The following is a 16,518-nucleotide window of genomic DNA, read 5'->3' on the forward strand; positions in this document are numbered from 1 at the left end:
GTCCGCCTCGGTCAGTCCGCCGCGCCCACGAGACGGGCGAACGCGCTGAGCCGCGCCACTCCCTCGGGCGTGTGGGGAAGATCGTCCAGCAGCGCGGGCGAGTGGATCAGGTAGGCCACGCACTGCGCGCGGGAGATCGCGACGTTCAGTCGGTTCTGCAGAAGCAGGAACTCCGGACCTCGCGGGGCATCGCGCCCGCTGGAGGCGGCGAGGGAGGTGATCGAGACCACCGCTTCCTTGCCCTGGAAGTTGTCGACGGTTCCGACCGGGACATCGCCGAAGCCCGCGGCCGAGAGCGCCTCGTGCACGAGCTGGCGCTGCGCGTTGTAGGGCGTGATGACGATGATGTCGGCCGGGGCGAGCGGGCGGGTCGTCGCGTCGTCGACGCCTGTGCTGCCGGCGCTGCCGGTGCTGTCGGTGAACGCACGCCCGACGAGATCGCGCACGATCCGCACGACTTCCGCGGCCTCCTCGGGCGACTGCGTCGCGTTGCCGCGATGTCTCAGCGGCACGACGTGGAGCCCGGGGTCGATGCCGTGGACGGATCGCTTCTCGGTTCCCGGTGCGGAGGCGAGCTTGCCGGCGTAGGCGAGCTTCGATACCGGCGCGGCGACGAAGGGATGCATGCGCCAGGAGTGGGCGAGGAAGTAACCGTACTCGGGTCGCACGACCGCGTCGCCGTCCATCACCCATCCCAGTGCCGAGGTATCGACGGGTTCGGGGTGCGCACCCTGGCTGACCTGCGGCAGTTGCTGCGGGTCGCCGAGGAGCAGCAGGCGCTTCGCTCCGGCCGCCACCGCGATGGTCGAGGCGAGCGAGAACTGTCCCGCCTCGTCGATCACGAGCAGATCGAGACCGCCGCGGTCGACGCGGGCGGTGTTGCTGAAGTCCCAGGCGGTGCCCCCGACGACGACGCCGTCATCGGGGTGCTCGGCGAGGAAGGCCGCCATACCGCTCTTCGGAATCACCGTGTACGCGGGGTCGGAATCGGGGTCCTTCGGTGCCTTCGCAACCTGCGCGGGTGCCACTCCGTCGGCCACGACGCGGGCGAGCAGCGTCTCGATGATGGCGTGGGACTGCGCGACGACCCCGATCTTGAATCCGTGCTCGTTCACGAGCCGCGCGATCACGCGTGACCCCGTGTAGGTCTTGCCCGTTCCGGGAGGTCCCTGCACCGCGAGATAGCTGCGGTCGAGGTCGAGCACGCCACGGACGATGGCGTCGATCGGGTCCCCTGCACCCACGGCATCGCCGTGGACAGCGTCGCCGGGAGCGGCATCCACCATGGGAAGCGGGTCGCCCGAACGCGTGCGCGGTGGGATCCGACGCAGGATGTCGGTCGCCGGATCCTCCGGAAATCCCGGGGCTGCGGCGTGCACGGCGTCGGCCCATTCGTCGATCGCTCCCTGCAGGGAGACGACCCGCGGCGGTGCGGCGGGTGTGAGGGCGAGGGGCAGCTCGTCCCAGGTCTGCCCCTGGATCGCCGTCTCGGTGACCAGGAATCCGTCGTCGAGAAGCTCGGTGACCGTCACGACGTGCGGCACGTGCACGGCGCGTGAGGGGGTGTCGACATCGAACGGAGCCGGCGCCTCGTACAACGCGAACGGCTGCGATCCCGCGCCCAGCGTCGTTCCGGGCGAGACCTCACCGCGGATCTCGATGTCGCGGGACATCACCCGACGCCCCTCGCCGATGCTCCACTCGCGGCGCACGACCGAGGAGCCCGCATCGACGCGCACCACGTCGCGCGTGCCCTCCCACATCGTGACGGGCTCGCGGAGCCGCTGGAAGTGCGAGACCCAGAAGCTCTTGGCCTCGCGCGGGAAGTAGTCGATCGCCGCTGCGGCGATGCGGTGGACCTGGCCGTCCTGGACCGCGTCGACGGCGCGCTCGGCATCAGCGAGGAGCGCCACCGACCGCGGAGAGGGCTCGTAGATCACCTGGTCGGCGGCGTCGGGAGGGGCGGGGCTGACGCCCTTCTGCCGCGCGATCTCGATCAGCCAGTTGCGCAGACGGCGCGTCGACACGCAGTCGTAGCGGTTGTAGTCCGCGAGATCGGCGAGCACCGCGTCGGCATCGCTCTGCTCGCCCGCGGCCGCGAGCTCACGCGCGGCGACGTACTGCACGATCGAGTCGTCGCCCTTCTGCACGTCGCTCGTGCGCACGTCGTCGCCCATGTAGAGGGGCTCGAGCTTCTTGATCGAGTACGAACGCGAACCGACGCGCACCGTGCGCAGCACCAGGGGGTAGAGGTCGACGAAGACGCCCTCGCGGAGCAGTCGATCGACCTCTCCCTCGCGCACTCCGTGTCGCGCCGCCATCGCCACCAGATGCGAGGTCTCGTAGGGTGCGTAGTGGTAGATGTGCATTCCGGGGTGGGCCGCCCGGCGCACCGCGACGAAGTCGAGGAACGTCTCGAATGCCCGGCGCTCCTCGGCGAACGTGTGCGCCCAGATGGCCGTGTACTGGTCGGCGTTGTCGACCCAGCCGAAGAGATAGTCGATCCCCCAGTGCGACTCCCCGACCGGCGCCGGCTCCGTGTAGAGCGGGTCGCCTTCGAAGTCGAAGAAGATGTCGCCGTGGCTCGGCACCGGGAGCGTGTGGATCGCCGGCGCGTAGTGCACATCGAATGTCGGGATACCGCTCGCATCGGCACGGAGCTGCAGAGCCGCCTGCGCTCGGAGCCCGTCGAAGGTGTCGGCGTTCATACCCACCGGCGCCGTGCGCGCGGCGGCGAGCTCGTCGATCGTCTCGATACCCGCCGCGCGAAGTCGGGCGCGCTGCACAGGACGCATGCGCGCGACCATCAACAGGTCGCGGTGTGCGAGGACCTGTTCCTCGCACGTCGCGCAGCGACCGCAGGCGACGACCTGCAGATCACCCCGGTCATCGCCCCAGGCGAGCGGCTCGCCCTGTGATCCCGCCTCGATGCGCCGATCGGAGATCAGTGCGCGAAGGCGGGCGCGACGCACCTGGAAGAGCGGGAGCAGGTCGTCGACGGCGTGCGTGCTCACTGTGCCGTCTCCCAGGATGAGATCGACCTCGTCGGCGCGCGGCACTCCCAGGCGATCCAGTTGATCGACATATGCCGCGAGCTGCATCAACGCGGTGACGCGCGCCTTGCGTGCGAGTTTCGAGTCCTGCACCCGCCAGCGGCCGTCGGCATCGCGACGCAGGAAGTCGGCGAAACCCACGAACTCCTCGGTGGCGAACGCCGCCTGGAAGACGACCTCCGCATCCGAACGCAGTGCCGCCAGGCTCTCCTCGACCGCCGCTCCCAGCGCCGCGGCATCCGTCGAGAACACCTTCGCGATCTGCCGCACCGCGTCGTCGCCGAGCTCGGCGACGTACCGCGCGAGCACGTTCCGCTCGTGGACGTCACCGAGCAAGGCCGCACGCGCGAGCGTCGCGTCATCGGGCTCGTCGACCGCAGGAACCCGGCCCAACTTGGCGTCGATCGCACGACACCAGGCGAACTCGCATTCGGCTGCGGCCTTGAGGTCGCTGGCGCTCCAGATGACGCGCTGCGCCTGAGTGTCGATCCGCACGATGCTCCATTTCGTCGTGCTTCGACACTAGCCGCGGCATCCGACATCGCCGCCGCTCGGGGAACCCGGGGTCAGCGCCACCAGGTGTCGTCGGGCGTCACGGGGAGGTTGCGCTTGTGCTGGGTCGCGAGGTACCGCGCCTCGATGCGGCCGGCGACGTCGGACTCTACCGGGCGCCCCTCGAGGAAGTCGTCGATCTGCTCGTAGGTGAGGCCGAGCTCGTCCTCGTCGGCGCGCCCGGGCTGGCCGTCGAGCAGGTCCGCCGTCGGCACCTTGAACGCGAGCCGGTCGGGCGCGCCGAGAACCTGCAGCAGCGCGCGACCCTGACGCTTCGAGAGCCCGGAGAGCGGAAGGATGTCGGCGGCCCCGTCACCGAACTTCGTGTAGAACCCGGTGACGGCCTCGGCGGCATGATCGGTGCCGATGACGAGGGCGCCCTCGTGCCCGGCCAACGCGTACTGCGTGACCATGCGCACGCGGGCCTTGATGTTGCCGCGGTTGAAATCGCTGATGTCGCTGGTCACGGCGAACTCGATGTCCTCTTCGACGCCGTCGACGCCGTTCTGGATGTTGACCTCGACGGAGCTGTCGGCGGCGATGAACGCGAGTGCCGCCTCGGCGTCCGCTGCATCGTGCTGCACCCGGTACGGCAGTCGCACGGCCAGGAAACGCGCCTCTCCACCTTCGGCGCGCACGCGCTCGACCGCGAGCTGTGCAAGGCGACCGGCGAGCGTCGAGTCCTGACCACCCGAGATCCCGAGCACGTAGCCCCGGGCGCCGGTGGTACGGAGGTAGTCGGCGAGGAACTGCACTCGCCGTTCGATCTCGGACTCGGGATCGATCTCGGCGCGGACGCCGAGGGCATCGGAGATCTGCTTCTGCAGGGACATGGGTTCCTCCACTCTTCCTGCTCTTAGTATCTCCCGGTCCTGTTACGGAGGGATGACGCATCGCGGGGCTTCGCGTCGCCCGCCGGCACCTGGCAGGATGGCGAGGTGAAACTTCTCGTCGCCGCCATGGCATCCGAACTCGACGCCTTTCCCGAGAACCTCGAAGGATTCGATCAGCTCGTCACCGGCGAAGGCAAGATGCAGGCGACGTACGCCCTCACGCGGGCGCTCGACGCGAAGCCGTACGACGAGGTCGTCGTGGTCGGCACGGCGGGCGGGATCGATCCGGATCTCGACGCGGGCGTCCACGAGATCGGGAGCGCCCTGCAGCACGATGTGTTCGACCTCGACGGCATCGCAGGCCAGCACGTCTCGCTCCCGGCGCGCGTGTCGACGGGTCGCGAGGGTGTGCTGATCGCGACCGGTGACAGTTTCGTGGGCGATGCCGGCATCACGGCGGTCATCCGCCCGTCGGGAGCCGGGCTCGTCGACATGGAGACCTACGCGTACATCTGGGTCGCCGAGAAGTTCGGGGTGCCGGTCCGGGCGTTCCGCGCGATCTCGGACCGCGCCGAGGACGGTGCGCTGGTCGACTTCCGGGCGGCGATCGCACGGTGCAGCGTGCAGCTGCGCGAGGTCATCCGGCAGGAGTACGGCGTCTGAGCGATGTCGTTTCAGCGCAGGTGAGCCGATGCCGCGTCAGCGCGTCTCGATGACGCTGGGCCCCTCGCTCGTCGCGCGAACCCGGAGCTGCGCCGGGATCTGATCCTGCATCGCCTCGACGTGACTGATCACGCCGACGGTGCGCCCGCCCTGCCGCAGCTCATCGAGCGTCCGCATCGCGACATCGAGGGTGTCGGCGTCGAGAGACCCGAAGCCCTCGTCGATGAAGAGCGTGTCGAGACGGATGCCGCCTGCCCGGGCCGTGACCACCTCCGCGAGTCCGAGCGCGAGCGCGAGAGAACTCAGGAACGTCTCGCCCCCGGAGAGCGATTGCGCAGGACGCGTCTGCCCCGTGAAGGCGTCGTGGACGACGATGCCGAGACCCGATGCCGCCCCGCGTGCGGCGAGGGCGTCGGAGTGCCGGAGCTGGTAGCGGCCGGTGGACATGTCACCCAGACGACGGTTGGCGGCTTCGACGATCTCTTCGAGTTCGGCGGCGAGCACGAAGGTCTCGAGCGTCATCTTCCGCGTATTCGGGCCCCGTCCGGCGATCGAGTCGGCGAGGTTCTGCAGAACGGCGTGCTCGGCCATCTCCTCGGCGCTGCGAGCGTGCTCGTCTGCGGCGGCCGCGATGAGCGACGTCAACCGTTCGAGCACGCCCGTGGCGACTCCGGCGTCGGAGACCGCGGTGATCCACGCGGCCCGCGCGTCGGCGGCGGAGGCTTCGAACGGCGCGACGTCGATCGGTTCATCGGGGAGCGCACGCATCTCGAGCGGCAGCAGGATGCTCTTCTCCTTCTCGCGGCTCACGGCGTGACGCGTGATCCTCTCCTCGAGCGCGTCGCATTCTCGCGGCGAGCGCAGAGCCGCACGAGCATCGCCTATCGTGTCGAAGGGCGAGTCGGCGAGGGCGCTCCGTCGAGCCGTCTCGGCCTCGACGAGAGCGATCTCCCGCTGTTCGCGGTCGCGGAGCGCGGAGGCGAGCGCCGTCGCGGCGGCGATTCCGTCGCTGAGGATCGCGATGCGCGATGCGACCGAGGGGTGGTCACCTCGCGCCTCGACGATGCGCGCCTCGGCTTCTCGGGCGCTCTGCTCCCGGGCCGCGAGCGTCTCGCGCGCTGCCCCCACCGCCGCCTCGGCGGCGGCCCGCTCATCATCGAGGGCCTCTGCTCGCGCGGCGATCGCTGCGATGGCGGCGTCATGGGCGGCGAGAGCGCTCTGCGCATCGACTGAGGAACGCCGCTCGGCCTCGAGCGCCTCGAGTTCGGCCAGCGCCGACTCTGCGGTCCGCCCCTCGGCGGCGGCCTCCACACCGGCGATCATCTCGCGGAGCGACACGTGGTGTTCGGAGGCGGCACGTTCCCGTCGAGCGGCCAGGTCACGCACGGCCTCGGCGGCCTCGACGTCTTCTGCCGACACCGGGTCGGCATGCACGGCGGGCGCAGGATGCTCGCGCGAACCGCACACGGGGCAGGGCTCGTGCGCCGTGAGAGTCGAGGCGAGTTCTCCCGCGAAACCGTCCAGACGCCGTCGACGCAGGAGCGCGAGCGCGGTCTGAGCCGTCGCTACCTCGTCGGTCGCCTCTGCGAGCACCCGCTCGGCCGCGGCGCTCTCCTCCCGCAGCTCTTCGCAACGACGCACGGCCTCCGCGCGGGCGATCGCCTGGTCGCGTCGTCGGGTGAGGTCGTCGAGGCGGTCGGCCGCGCGCCTGGCTTCGTCTCGTGCGTGGGTTTCGCGGGCGAGCTCGGCGGGAAGGTCGCTTTGCTCCCTGACCAGTTCGGCGACGCGTGCAGCGGCGTCGCTCGCGGAGGCGCGCGCGCGTTCGATCTCGGCATTGCGGGAAGCGGAACTCTCCTCGAGCAGAGCGGCCTGCTCCCATGCGCCGCGCTCGCGCAGACGCTCGGCCACCCAGTCGTTCAGGAGGTCGACGGTGGGGGCGTCGAGACCCGCATCGACAGCGCGCCACCTGTCGTCCGCGATCCGCACCGACTCCGCTGCGGACTCGACGGCGCGTGCGGCCCGTTCGGCGGCGTCGATCACCGCGCGGAGGGCCTCGGCGCTGCGCGCGGCCGCGAGCGCGGCCCGATCCACCTCGATCTGCGGCTGTTCGGCGTCGAGCATCGCGAGCGCGGCACGCGAACGGTCGCGTTCGGTCTGCGCCGCACGCTCCTCACGCACCTCGGCGAGCCGGGCATCCGCCGCCGCGAGCGCCCGCTCGGCATCATCACGTTCGGCGCTGCGGCGCTCGCTGCGATACGCGGCTCGCGCCTCGGCACGGCGGAGATCGAGGAGACGTCCGCCCGTGTCGGAGGCGGGCACACCACGCGACTGCGCGGCGAGGTCGGGCACGGGCGTGCGTCCGGCAGCACCGGTGCCCTCGGAAGCCACCGTCTCATCCCGCACCGCAGTCGCACCGGACTCCGCGGTGCCATCGGGCTGCGCACGCTCGTCCGCTCCCAGGGCCTCCCGAGAGACGAGCGCCTCGGCCTCGTCGAGCCGCGCACCGATCGCCGCCAGGCGCCGGTCGAGTGCGCGCTCCGACGCTCGACGGCGCTCATCGAATCGCGTCTGCACGTCGTCGAACCGCTCGGTGCCGAACAGTCGGCGGAGGAGTGCCTGGCGATCCTTGCTGTTCGCGAGCAGGAACTCCGAGAAGCGGTTCTGGGCGAGGAGGATCACCTGCAGGAACTGCTCGCGACTCAGTTGGAGGATCTCGTCGAGCTCGTGCGCGACATCGACGGCACGGGCCGCTCGCCCGATCCATCCCGATTCCGTGTGCTCCTCGAGAGCCACCGCCGGCGCCTGTTTGGTCAGACCTCCCCCGCGCTTGGCCGGGCGCATGTACTCGGGCGAGCGAGTGACCCGATAACGACCGGCCGGGGTGCTGAACTCGATCGAGACCTCGGAGATGTCATCGGGCTCGCAGTAGTCGCTGCGCAGCCGCTTCTCACCGCCTTCGTACCGCGGTACTCCCCCGTAGAGACCGAAGCACACGGCGTCGAGAATGCTCGACTTACCCGCTCCCGTGCGACCGGCGATCAAGAAGATGCCATCGTCGGCGAACGAGTCGAAGTCGACGACCTGGCGCGAGCGGAACGGGCCGAATCCCTCGGCCTCCAGCCGGTGAAGGCGCATCTAGACGAGCGCCTCTGCGCGCACCCGGTCGTCGAGCACCTCACGGATGAGCTCGATCTCACGCGCCGTCGGCCCATGGCCCTCGCGGACGTGCTCGAGGAAGGCGGCGATGCGTTCGTCGTCGCTCACGGCCTCGCGGAGACGCGCCGCGTACGACCCTTCACCGCTCTCGACCGTCGTCGCCGGCACGTGCTGCACCAGTGCGCAGAACGGAAAGCGCTCACGGAGCCGGCGCATCGGCTCGGTCTGCGGCAGTGCATCGGTGTAGGTCGCACATACCCAGTCCTCGGCGTGAGCCGCGACGTTGTCGTCGGAGAGGATCTCGTCGAGCGTGCCCGTCAGGGTGACGAGCCGTCGCGGAACCGGAAGGTCGAGCCACTCGACGGCGGCGAGCCCGCTCTCGTCGAGATCGACGAGCCAGGAGCCGCGCGGCTTGCTCTGTTCACCGAAGCTGTAGTGCAGGGGCGCTCCCGCGTAGCGCACGCGGTCGCTCAGGCGGTTGCGACCGTGGATGTGCCCGAGAGCGACGTAGTCGGGGCCGTCGAACACCTCGAGCGGCACGACGTCGAGTCCACCCTGGCGCACCTCCCGCTCGAGCCCGGTCGTCGCATCGACTCCCGCGGCGAAGCAGTGGGCGATCGCGACCGACCGTCCGTCGTGACGTGCCATGCCCGCACGGACGAGATGCATGGCATGCGCCATCGTCTGCGCCTGCGTGCGCAGGGGGCGCCCCTCGAGATCGCCATCGGGCCAGTGCTGGCGCACGATCGCGGGCTCGAGGTACGGGATGCCGAAGAAGTTCACCGGGCCATCGCCGTCGTGAATGGTCACCGGCGTGCCGATGGACAGCGGATCGGTGAGCACGTGGATCCCCTCACGCAGCAGTCGCGCCTGGAAGCCGAGTCGGGCCGCCGAGTCGTGGTTGCCGCTCGTCACGACGACACTCGCGCCCGTCTCGTGCAGCGACACCAGCGCATCTCCGAGCAGGGTGTAGGCGGGACCCGACGGCGTCGCCGAGTCGAAGACGTCGCCCGCCACGACCACGACGTCGACAGCATGCTCTCGCACCTGCTCCGTGAGCGCTCCGAGCACCTCGGCCAGCGCGTCCATGGTCGAGTTGCCATGGAAGGTGCGGCCGATGTGCCAGTCGGAGGTGTGCAGGATTCGCATAGTCACACGGTACGAAGGGCCACCGACATTCCGTCCGAGGCGTGCCGTCGACCGGGAGGAGAGAAGCGGAAGGTCCCCTGACCCACCCTCGTCGCGACGATCGGCACGCGGTGATGCGAGATGCGCGGTGCGCGATCACCTGTGCGGCGTGCGGGGCTGCGCGATGCGAGATCAGGGCTGCCCTCCGCCCACAGGAGCCGGGACTTGCCCCTCCCGGCGGGGGTTGTGCCCGCCTCGTCGTGACTACCGACTTCCGCTACTCCTCCAGATCGTTCGTCCAGTTCGCCTGCTGGATCCGGTTGTCGAGTTCGCGCAGCTCCTGCGCGACCCGGTCCGCGTTCGCGCGCAGCTCCGCCACGGGGAGCGCCGAGATCTGACGCAACTCCGAACGCATCTGCCGCGGGAACTGCGTGTTCCCCGAGGCGGATGCCGCGGCATCCGCCAGCAGCGAGTGCCGGAGCCGCAACACGTCGCGCGTCGCGAGTGCGTCGGTCATCGTGCCGTCGGCCCCCAGATCGAGTCGCGCGTTCGTCGCGTTGATCCGGCGGATCAGATCGCGCAGCCGTGCGAGATCGGCTTCGGCATCGACGAGCAGTGCGTTCGCGTCCTCGGAGGGTTCCTCCCCCTCCTGGAAACGGGCGTTCGCGGTGATCCGCGCCCGAAGCTGTTCGATCCGACGCTGCAGATCGGCTCGTGCGGTGAGTGCCTCGGCGAGTTTCATACGCCCCATCCTCCCAAACCGACGTCGTAACACAACGTCACGGACGAGGCCGTCACCGTGAGCGCAGCAACGATGCCTTCTCGGGGTGCGCCGAGAACCAGTCGGCGACGTACCAGCAGACCGCGTCGACCTTGCGGTCCCCGCGCTGCTCGATCTCGGCGACGGCGCCCTCGACGACCGTCCCGGCATAGCCGTGGCCGCGGAAAGTCGGGATCGTGAAGGCGCGCGTGAGAGCGATGGTGCTTCCGTCGTCGCGGTAGTCGAGCACGCTCACGAGCTGGCCGTCGCGGGTCAGCGTGTAGCGGGAGGCGTCTTTCTCGTCGGTGAGGATGAAGCCGGAGGCGAGCGTCGATGTCGTCATCGCATCCACGTTACGCCCGCCACGCGATCGTGTCGTCGTTTTGACACGGGCAGACATCTTCGGACATAATCCCCCCATGACCACCAACGCACGCCCTTTGTCCGCCCAGGAGGCGAACGGGACTGCCGGGATGATGATGCCCGGTCGCGTTGGCATGTGTTGCCGAATGTGCAGCTGAACGAACAGCCACCCGCCCGACCCCGTCCCTCGCGATCTCCGAGGCAGGGGTCCCCGAGCATCCACCCTTTGCTCGCTTCCCGGCTCGCCCCGGTCATTCATGCAACGCATCAGAGCCCGTCGGCTCACGTCCTGAGGACTTCATCATCATGTCGAACATCGCACTTCTCGAGCGTCCCGCCACCGCCCCGCTGCGCACCGTTCCCGCACGCACCGAGGCGGACGCGCCGTTGAACACCGCCGCCGACCTTCCCGCCGCACGCTCGCCGCGCGGATTCGCCCTGTACGTCGGTCTCGACGAGATCAAGGCCGCCGAGGCCGGCGTGAGCCTTCCGCTGCTCGTCGACGCCCTCCGCCGCACGCTCGCCGAACTCGCCCCCGGTGCCGAGACGCACGCCACGGTGGCCCTCGCCCCGCACGGCTCCGGCGGCAAGGACCTCGACGTGGTGCGCCTCGCCCTGCATGAGCCGGGTGCGATCGCCCGCACCAAGGCCGCGGCCGAGGAAGACGCCGTCGACGAAGAGGGCGGCGTGACCGTCGACATCTCGCGCAAGCGCGTGCTCATCGACGGCGAGTCCGCCGCCTTCACCTACAAGGAGTTCGAGCTGCTGCAGTACCTCGTGCTCCGCGAGGGACGCACGATCGAGCGCTCGGAGCTGGTGTCGGCCCTGTGGCAGGCGCAGGACGACGAGACGCCGGGCGAGCGCACGATCGACGTGCACGTGCGCCGTCTGCGCGCCAAGCTCGGCCGCTACGAGGACATCGTGCGCACCGTGCGCGGCATCGGTTACCGCTTCGATCGCCACGCCGATGTCGTCATCCGCTACGGACACGGCACTCCCTCGCCCGACCGCTTCTGACCCGCAGGCCCGCCACTCTGTCGGACGCCCGACGTAGGGTGGACGCATGACGATGACAGCGGATGCCGGTGCGGCCAGCGCCGCGCCATTCGGCGAGCGTCGCGAGTCGGTCTATCGCCCGACGCATCCACTCGATCTGCACCGCACGGTCGGAATGCTGCGGCGCGGCCGCACCGATCCCACCACGGTCATCGAGGACGGCGTGATCTGGCGTGCACTGCGCACCCCCGCCGGTATCGCAACGCTCGCGCTCCGCTCCGACCGCTCCGAGGTGCGGGCGACCGCATGGGGGGCGGGGGCCGATGAGGCGCTGTCGCGCGTCCCGCGCCTCTGCGGCGCCGATGACGACGACACCGGCTTCGACCCGTCCGGGCATCCGCTGGTCGCATCCTCCGCGCATCGCCACCCCGGAATAAGGTTGGCGCGCACCGACGAAGTCTTCGACGCACTCGCGTGCGCGATCATCGAGCAGAAGGTCACGGGCATGCAGGCCTTCGGCGCGTGGCGGTACCTCGTCTCCCGATTCGGCGAGCGTGCACCCGGGCCGACGCCGCGTGCGATGTTCGCCGCTCCCCCGCACTCCGTCTGGCGCGGTATCCCGTCGTGGACATGGCAGCGCGCGGGTGTCGAGCCGCCCCAATCGAAGACGATCGTCCGCGCGGCCCAGCGCGGTGACAGCATCGAACGCGCCATGCGCGCCACCGAGACCGGCGGCGACCGCGACCGGGTGCTCACCAGCCTGCCCGGTATCGGACTCTGGACCTCGGCCGAGACGCGCATCCGCGCCCTCGGCGATCCGGATGCCGTGAGCGTCGGCGACTATCACCTGGCCCATCAGGTCGGTTATGCACTGACCGGTACGCGTGCGGACGACGACGGCATGCTCGAACTCCTCGCCCCGTGGGCGGGTCATCGGCAGCGGGTGCTCCGCCTCATCCATGCGAGCGGCGTGCAGGAGCCGCGCCGCGGACCGCGCCTCGCACCCGAAGACCACCGCGCCCGGTAGCCCTAGGCTGTGACCATGAACCCGTCTCGTCGTCGACTCGTGCTCCGTCTGATCGTCACCGTCGGCTTGCTGGTGCTGGGGGTCGTGATCGGCCTCATCTTCCAGAACGTCTGGCTCGGCGTGCTGCTCGCCGCCATCGTCTGGATCGGGTGGTTCCTCGGCTACGAGTCGCGGCGGGGGCACAACGCCGGCGTCAACGACGAAGACCACGGAATCGAGCTCTGATGCCCCTCCTCGATCACCTCGGCATCACCGTCGCCGACCTCGAACGCGGGCGCGCTCAGTTCGGTCCGGTGCTCACCGCGCTCGGCTTCGCGAGCGGGTACGGCGACGACCACTCGCTCTCGTGGAACAAGGACGATGAGACCGAGGTGATCCTCATGGCACCCCGCGACGACGACCCCGAACCGCACCGTCACGGACGCGTCGGCTGGCAGCATCTCGCCTTCGCCGTCGGATCCCGTGACGAGGTCGAACGACTGCACGCCATCGCTCTCGCGGCCGGGTGGACAGCCGTGCGCGAGCCCAAGGAGTACCCGCGGTTCACCGAGCGTTACTACGCGTCCTTCGTCGAGGACGACGGCGGCATCCGCATCGAATTCATGCACAACCCGCCGCGCGACGCGTGACACCACTCGCGTAGGCGGATGCCACGAAACTCGTGAAGATCCGGCATACGCTGCGGCAGATCGTGAACGTCGCGGAGAACTGATGTCTCCTGCACAGGGGGGCGCGATTCGTGGATTGTCCTCGGGTCACGTCCCCGTGGAAATGTCACCCCCACTGCGCTGGCAGACTGCTCGAGACGATGCGAGCATGTGGGGATGGCATTCATGAACGACGCGCAGATCTGGGCCATGATCGGGGCCTTCACGGCACTGATGTTCGGTATGCTCACGGTCGTCTCGACGCTGTTCATTCGGGTGGTCCGGGCGGAGATCGGCGGCCTGCGCAGCGAGATGAACGGTCAGATCGGCGGCCTGCGCAGCGAGATGAACGCCCGGTTCGACGCGGTGAACACGCGCATCGACGTGCTCGATCGTGACGTGCAGGCGATCGTGAAGCGCACGTTCGGCCTCGATCGCGACTGACCCGCCCCGCACCGGGTCAGACGACCGGCGAGACCTCGACCTCGGAGGGACGATCCGTGAACGCCGTCTTCGGCACGAAGACGAGAGTGACGGCCGCTACCAGGGCCGTGACACCGCACACGATCCACACGGTGAAGTACCCGGCGAGCGACCCTGCGGTGCCCTCGGCCGCCGCACCGGCCGACTCCGCCACACCGTTCAACAGGGCGATGCCGAACACGCACGACGCGATCGCACCACCCACGGTCTTGACCGAGTTCGTGAGGCCGGTCGCCACACCGGTCTGCGTGGCGGGCGCACCGGATGCCGCCGCCGCAGGAAGCGCCGCCACGAGCGCACCGGACCCGAGTCCGGCGATCACCATGTTCGCCACGACCTGCGCGTAGGTGTCGTGGAACGGCAGGAACAGCAGGAACCCGATCCCGACCAGGAACGACGCGCCCATCAGCGTGAGGCGGGGCGTGGTGCGCCGCGCGACCAGCGGGAACAGGAGCGCGCCGGCGATCATCGAGAGGAGATAGAGCCCGATGATCAGCGAGGTCTGGAACCCCGAGGTGCCCAGCCCGTATCCGTGCACGGCCGGATCGGTGCGCGCGAAGGTCGACAACGGAGCCTGCGCTCCGAGCACGCTCACACCGAAGAGCCCGGCGGTGAGGAACACCGGGCCGAGGGCCGGGGAGCGGAACATGCGCACGTCGATGAGCGGATCGTCGCGGCGAAGCTCCCAGAGCACGAACGGAACGACCAGCACGACCCCGAGAAGCACGACTGCCCACGACCACGGGTTCACGAGGCCTCCTTCGAGACGCAGCAGGCTGAGCCCGCCGGTGAAGCACACGAGGGCGAGCGAGATGAGGATGAGACCGATCGTGTCGAACGCACCGCCCGTGGGATCGGGCGACTCCTTCACCCCGAACAGGATCACGAAGAAGCAGACGACGATGAGAATCGCCGGTACGAGGAGCACGACCGTCAGCGGCAGCACGTCGACCAGCGCACCTCCGGCGAGCGCCCCGAGGATCGCCCCACCCTCGAGGGCGGCGACGAGGAGCCCCGCCGCCTTCGCGGTGATCGTCGATCGACCTTCCATCCGGCGCGAACGCGACCAGATGAGGGCGATCTCGAGGGGCAGCCACACGACGTAGAAGCCCATGAGCGTCCACGCGACGAGAAAGACCCCGAACGAGTCGGTGAACGGCAGCACGAGTGCCGCGGCCGCGGTGAGTGCCGTCGAGATCAACAGCATCCGCTTGTGGCCGACCATGTCGCCGAGCTTCGCGAAGGCGGGCACGACCAGGGCCGACAGCATGAGCTGCGTGCCTTCGAGCCAGTTCACGTCGGCGTCGTGGATGCCGAGGTGCCGGGCGATGTCGGTGAGCATCGGGGTGTAGTACCCCTGCAGCACGCCGCTGGTGAACTCGACGAACGCGAGATAGCCGACGACGGCGGCCAGGGTGCCCAGTGTGCGCGTGCGCGTCATCGCGACTCCTGCTTCTCGTGGGGCCCCTGGACCCATCGAGGGGCGACTGAGATCACACTAGCCGTTCGAGGAGTGCGCGATGGAACCGCTCTCCCCGCGCCAGCGCGGCGATCTCGACGTTCTCGTCGACCCCGTGGATCGACGCCCGCTGGGCGTTCGACATCTCGAGCGGAGCGAAGCGGTACACCGCCGGGGAGAAGCGATGGAAGTGCCGGGAATCCGTCGCCGCCATCATCACGTACGGTACGGCCGGCACCCCCGGATGCGAGACCTCGAGCGCCTCGGCGAGCAGCGCGAACTGTGCGTTCTCGGTCGACGACTCGGGGGAAGGTTCGCTCGCCTCGATCACCTCGACCTTCACCAGCGGGTCACGCACGCGCCGACGCACGCGCAGAACCGTCTGCTGCGTCGTCTCACCCAGCGCGATGCGCAGGTTGACGGTGGCGGACGCCTGCGACGGGAGCACGTTCGCCGCGGTCCCGCCGGACTGCATCGTGGGCGCGACGGTCGTGCGCACGAGCGCGGCGGGCTCTCCTCCGAGCGCGGCGAAGACCCGCGCCGTGAGCAGCGGCGCGGAGCCGAGCAGCCGGAGCAGGTGACGCGCCGCCCCGGGCGTCTGATCGGCGAGGCGCGACAGCATCCGGAGGATCGCCGCCGACGCCCGCGGCCGGAACGTCGACGGACCCAGCCGATCGACCGCGCGCGCGATGCGCCGCACCGCCGTGAGCGCCGGCGGGGCGGAGGCGTGACCGCCGTCTCCACGGGCCGAGAGCCGCACGGTCATCACGCCCTTCTCACCGACGCCGATCATGGCCGCACGCCCGGGCACGAACGGCAGGGGCGCGTCGACCACCGCTCCGCCCTCGTCGACGACGAGCCACGGCACGATGCCGCGGTCGCGGAGGACCCCGGCGATCTCCTGCGCCGCGTGACCGTACGTCTCCTCGTTGCCGCCGAACGACAGGTAGACATCGCGCGCGGGGACGAAGCCGTCGGCGAGCAGGTTCTCGACGGCTTCGAGCACGACGATCAGCGGCCCCTTGTCGTCGAGCGCGCCCCGCCCGTAGACGACGCCATCGGCGATCACGCCGGCGAAGGGAGGATGCGTCCAGGCGTCGCTCTCGTCGACCGGGACGACATCGTAATGAGCCATCAGCACGACCGGCCCATCGGATGCCGCGGCCCGCCCGCGCCAGTGGAAGAGCAGACCGAAATCGGTGTGGCGCTCGAGTGCGAGATTCTCGTGCGTCAACGGGTACAACTCGGCGATGAGGGCGACGAAGGCGTCGAACGGCTCCCGTCCGCGCTCTTCGAGCTCGGCCGACACGGTCGGCAGCCTGAGCATCCGCGAGAGGCGTTCGTCGATGCCGGGGCGCACGGTGGGGGTCACGTTCGCCATCGTATCGACCGTGTCCG

At 69.8% G+C, this 16,518-nt stretch carries 14 protein-coding genes; 6 read left to right on the forward strand and 8 right to left on the reverse strand.

The features are described from left to right. Positions 1 to 11: 11 nt before the first annotated feature. Together ACIPVN_RS06610 and nadE are read right to left on the reverse strand one after the other, a co-directional pair. Positions 12 to 3,548 carry a TM0106 family RecB-like putative nuclease gene (locus ACIPVN_RS06610; protein ID WP_400441074.1) on the reverse strand — a complete coding sequence of 1,179 codons (3,537 nt, stop codon included), beginning with the start codon at positions 3,546 to 3,548 and terminating at the stop codon, positions 12 to 14. A gap of 71 nt (positions 3,549 to 3,619) precedes the next feature. Further along, positions 3,620 to 4,438, reverse strand: a complete 819-nt coding sequence (gene nadE, locus ACIPVN_RS06615; protein ID WP_400441077.1) for an ammonia-dependent NAD(+) synthetase — start codon at positions 4,436 to 4,438, stop codon at positions 3,620 to 3,622. Between the two features lie 105 nt (positions 4,439 to 4,543). Between nadE and ACIPVN_RS06620 the strand changes: the two genes are divergently transcribed. Further along, positions 4,544 to 5,101 carry a nucleoside phosphorylase gene (locus tag ACIPVN_RS06620; RefSeq protein ID WP_400441080.1) on the forward strand — a complete coding sequence of 186 codons (558 nt, stop codon included), beginning with the start codon at positions 4,544 to 4,546 and terminating at the stop codon, positions 5,099 to 5,101. 36 nt (positions 5,102 to 5,137) lie between these two features. Here ACIPVN_RS06620 and ACIPVN_RS06625 read toward each other — a convergent pair whose 3' ends face one another. From ACIPVN_RS06625 to ACIPVN_RS06640, 4 genes are all read right to left on the reverse strand, one after another. Further along, positions 5,138 to 8,236 (reverse strand): AAA family ATPase, encoded by a 3,099-nt coding sequence (locus tag ACIPVN_RS06625; protein ID WP_400441083.1) that lies wholly within the window; start codon positions 8,234 to 8,236, stop codon positions 5,138 to 5,140. After that, complete coding sequence (locus ACIPVN_RS06630) at positions 8,237 to 9,406, reverse strand: exonuclease SbcCD subunit D (RefSeq protein WP_400441086.1); 1,170 nt, start codon at positions 9,404 to 9,406, stop codon at positions 8,237 to 8,239. A 256-nt stretch (positions 9,407 to 9,662) separates the two neighbouring features. Beyond that, positions 9,663 to 10,127, reverse strand: a complete 465-nt coding sequence (locus ACIPVN_RS06635; protein ID WP_400441089.1) for a DIP1984 family protein — start codon at positions 10,125 to 10,127, stop codon at positions 9,663 to 9,665. Positions 10,128 to 10,179: 52 nt separating this feature from the next. Then, on the reverse strand, positions 10,180 to 10,488 hold the full coding sequence (locus ACIPVN_RS06640) for a GNAT family N-acetyltransferase (protein WP_400441092.1): 309 nt from the start codon (positions 10,486 to 10,488) through the stop codon (positions 10,180 to 10,182). A gap of 326 nt (positions 10,489 to 10,814) precedes the next feature. On the opposite strand from ACIPVN_RS06640, the gene ACIPVN_RS06645 reads away from it, so the two are divergent. The 5 genes from ACIPVN_RS06645 (at position 10,815) to ACIPVN_RS06665 (ending at position 13,622) form a co-directional block, all read left to right on the forward strand. Beyond that, positions 10,815 to 11,525 carry a winged helix-turn-helix domain-containing protein gene (locus ACIPVN_RS06645; protein ID WP_400441095.1) on the forward strand — a complete coding sequence of 237 codons (711 nt, stop codon included), beginning with the start codon at positions 10,815 to 10,817 and terminating at the stop codon, positions 11,523 to 11,525. 52 nt (positions 11,526 to 11,577) lie between these two features. Further along, positions 11,578 to 12,531: a DNA-3-methyladenine glycosylase family protein gene (locus ACIPVN_RS06650; protein WP_400443329.1), complete on the forward strand. Its 954-nt coding sequence runs from the start codon at positions 11,578 to 11,580 to the stop codon at positions 12,529 to 12,531. Between the two features lie 15 nt (positions 12,532 to 12,546). Then, positions 12,547 to 12,756, forward strand: coding sequence for a hypothetical protein (locus tag ACIPVN_RS06655; RefSeq protein ID WP_400441098.1), 210 nt, complete (start codon positions 12,547 to 12,549; stop codon positions 12,754 to 12,756). Next, positions 12,756 to 13,160 carry a VOC family protein gene (locus tag ACIPVN_RS06660; protein ID WP_400441101.1) on the forward strand — a complete coding sequence of 135 codons (405 nt, stop codon included), beginning with the start codon at positions 12,756 to 12,758 and terminating at the stop codon, positions 13,158 to 13,160. Before ACIPVN_RS06655 ends, ACIPVN_RS06660 begins: the two co-directional genes overlap by 1 nt. 195 nt (positions 13,161 to 13,355) lie before the next feature. After that, the gene (locus ACIPVN_RS06665) at positions 13,356 to 13,622 is read left to right on the forward strand and encodes a hypothetical protein (protein WP_400441104.1); all 267 of its coding nucleotides are present in this window, start codon (positions 13,356 to 13,358) and stop codon (positions 13,620 to 13,622) included. A gap of 16 nt (positions 13,623 to 13,638) precedes the next feature. Here ACIPVN_RS06665 and ACIPVN_RS06670 read toward each other — a convergent pair whose 3' ends face one another. Both ACIPVN_RS06670 and ACIPVN_RS06675 read right to left on the reverse strand, forming a co-directional pair. Continuing rightward, the gene (locus ACIPVN_RS06670; protein ID WP_400441107.1) at positions 13,639 to 15,102 is read right to left on the reverse strand and encodes an MFS transporter; all 1,464 of its coding nucleotides are present in this window, start codon (positions 15,100 to 15,102) and stop codon (positions 13,639 to 13,641) included. Between the two features lie 52 nt (positions 15,103 to 15,154). Further along, positions 15,155 to 16,501, reverse strand: coding sequence for a M20/M25/M40 family metallo-hydrolase (locus ACIPVN_RS06675; protein WP_400441110.1), 1,347 nt, complete (start codon positions 16,499 to 16,501; stop codon positions 15,155 to 15,157). Between the last annotated feature and the right edge of the window lie 17 nt (positions 16,502 to 16,518).

This window comes from Microbacterium sp. NPDC090003, from assembly GCF_044748385.1.
Taxonomy (GTDB): Bacteria; Actinomycetota; Actinomycetes; order Actinomycetales; family Microbacteriaceae; genus Microbacterium.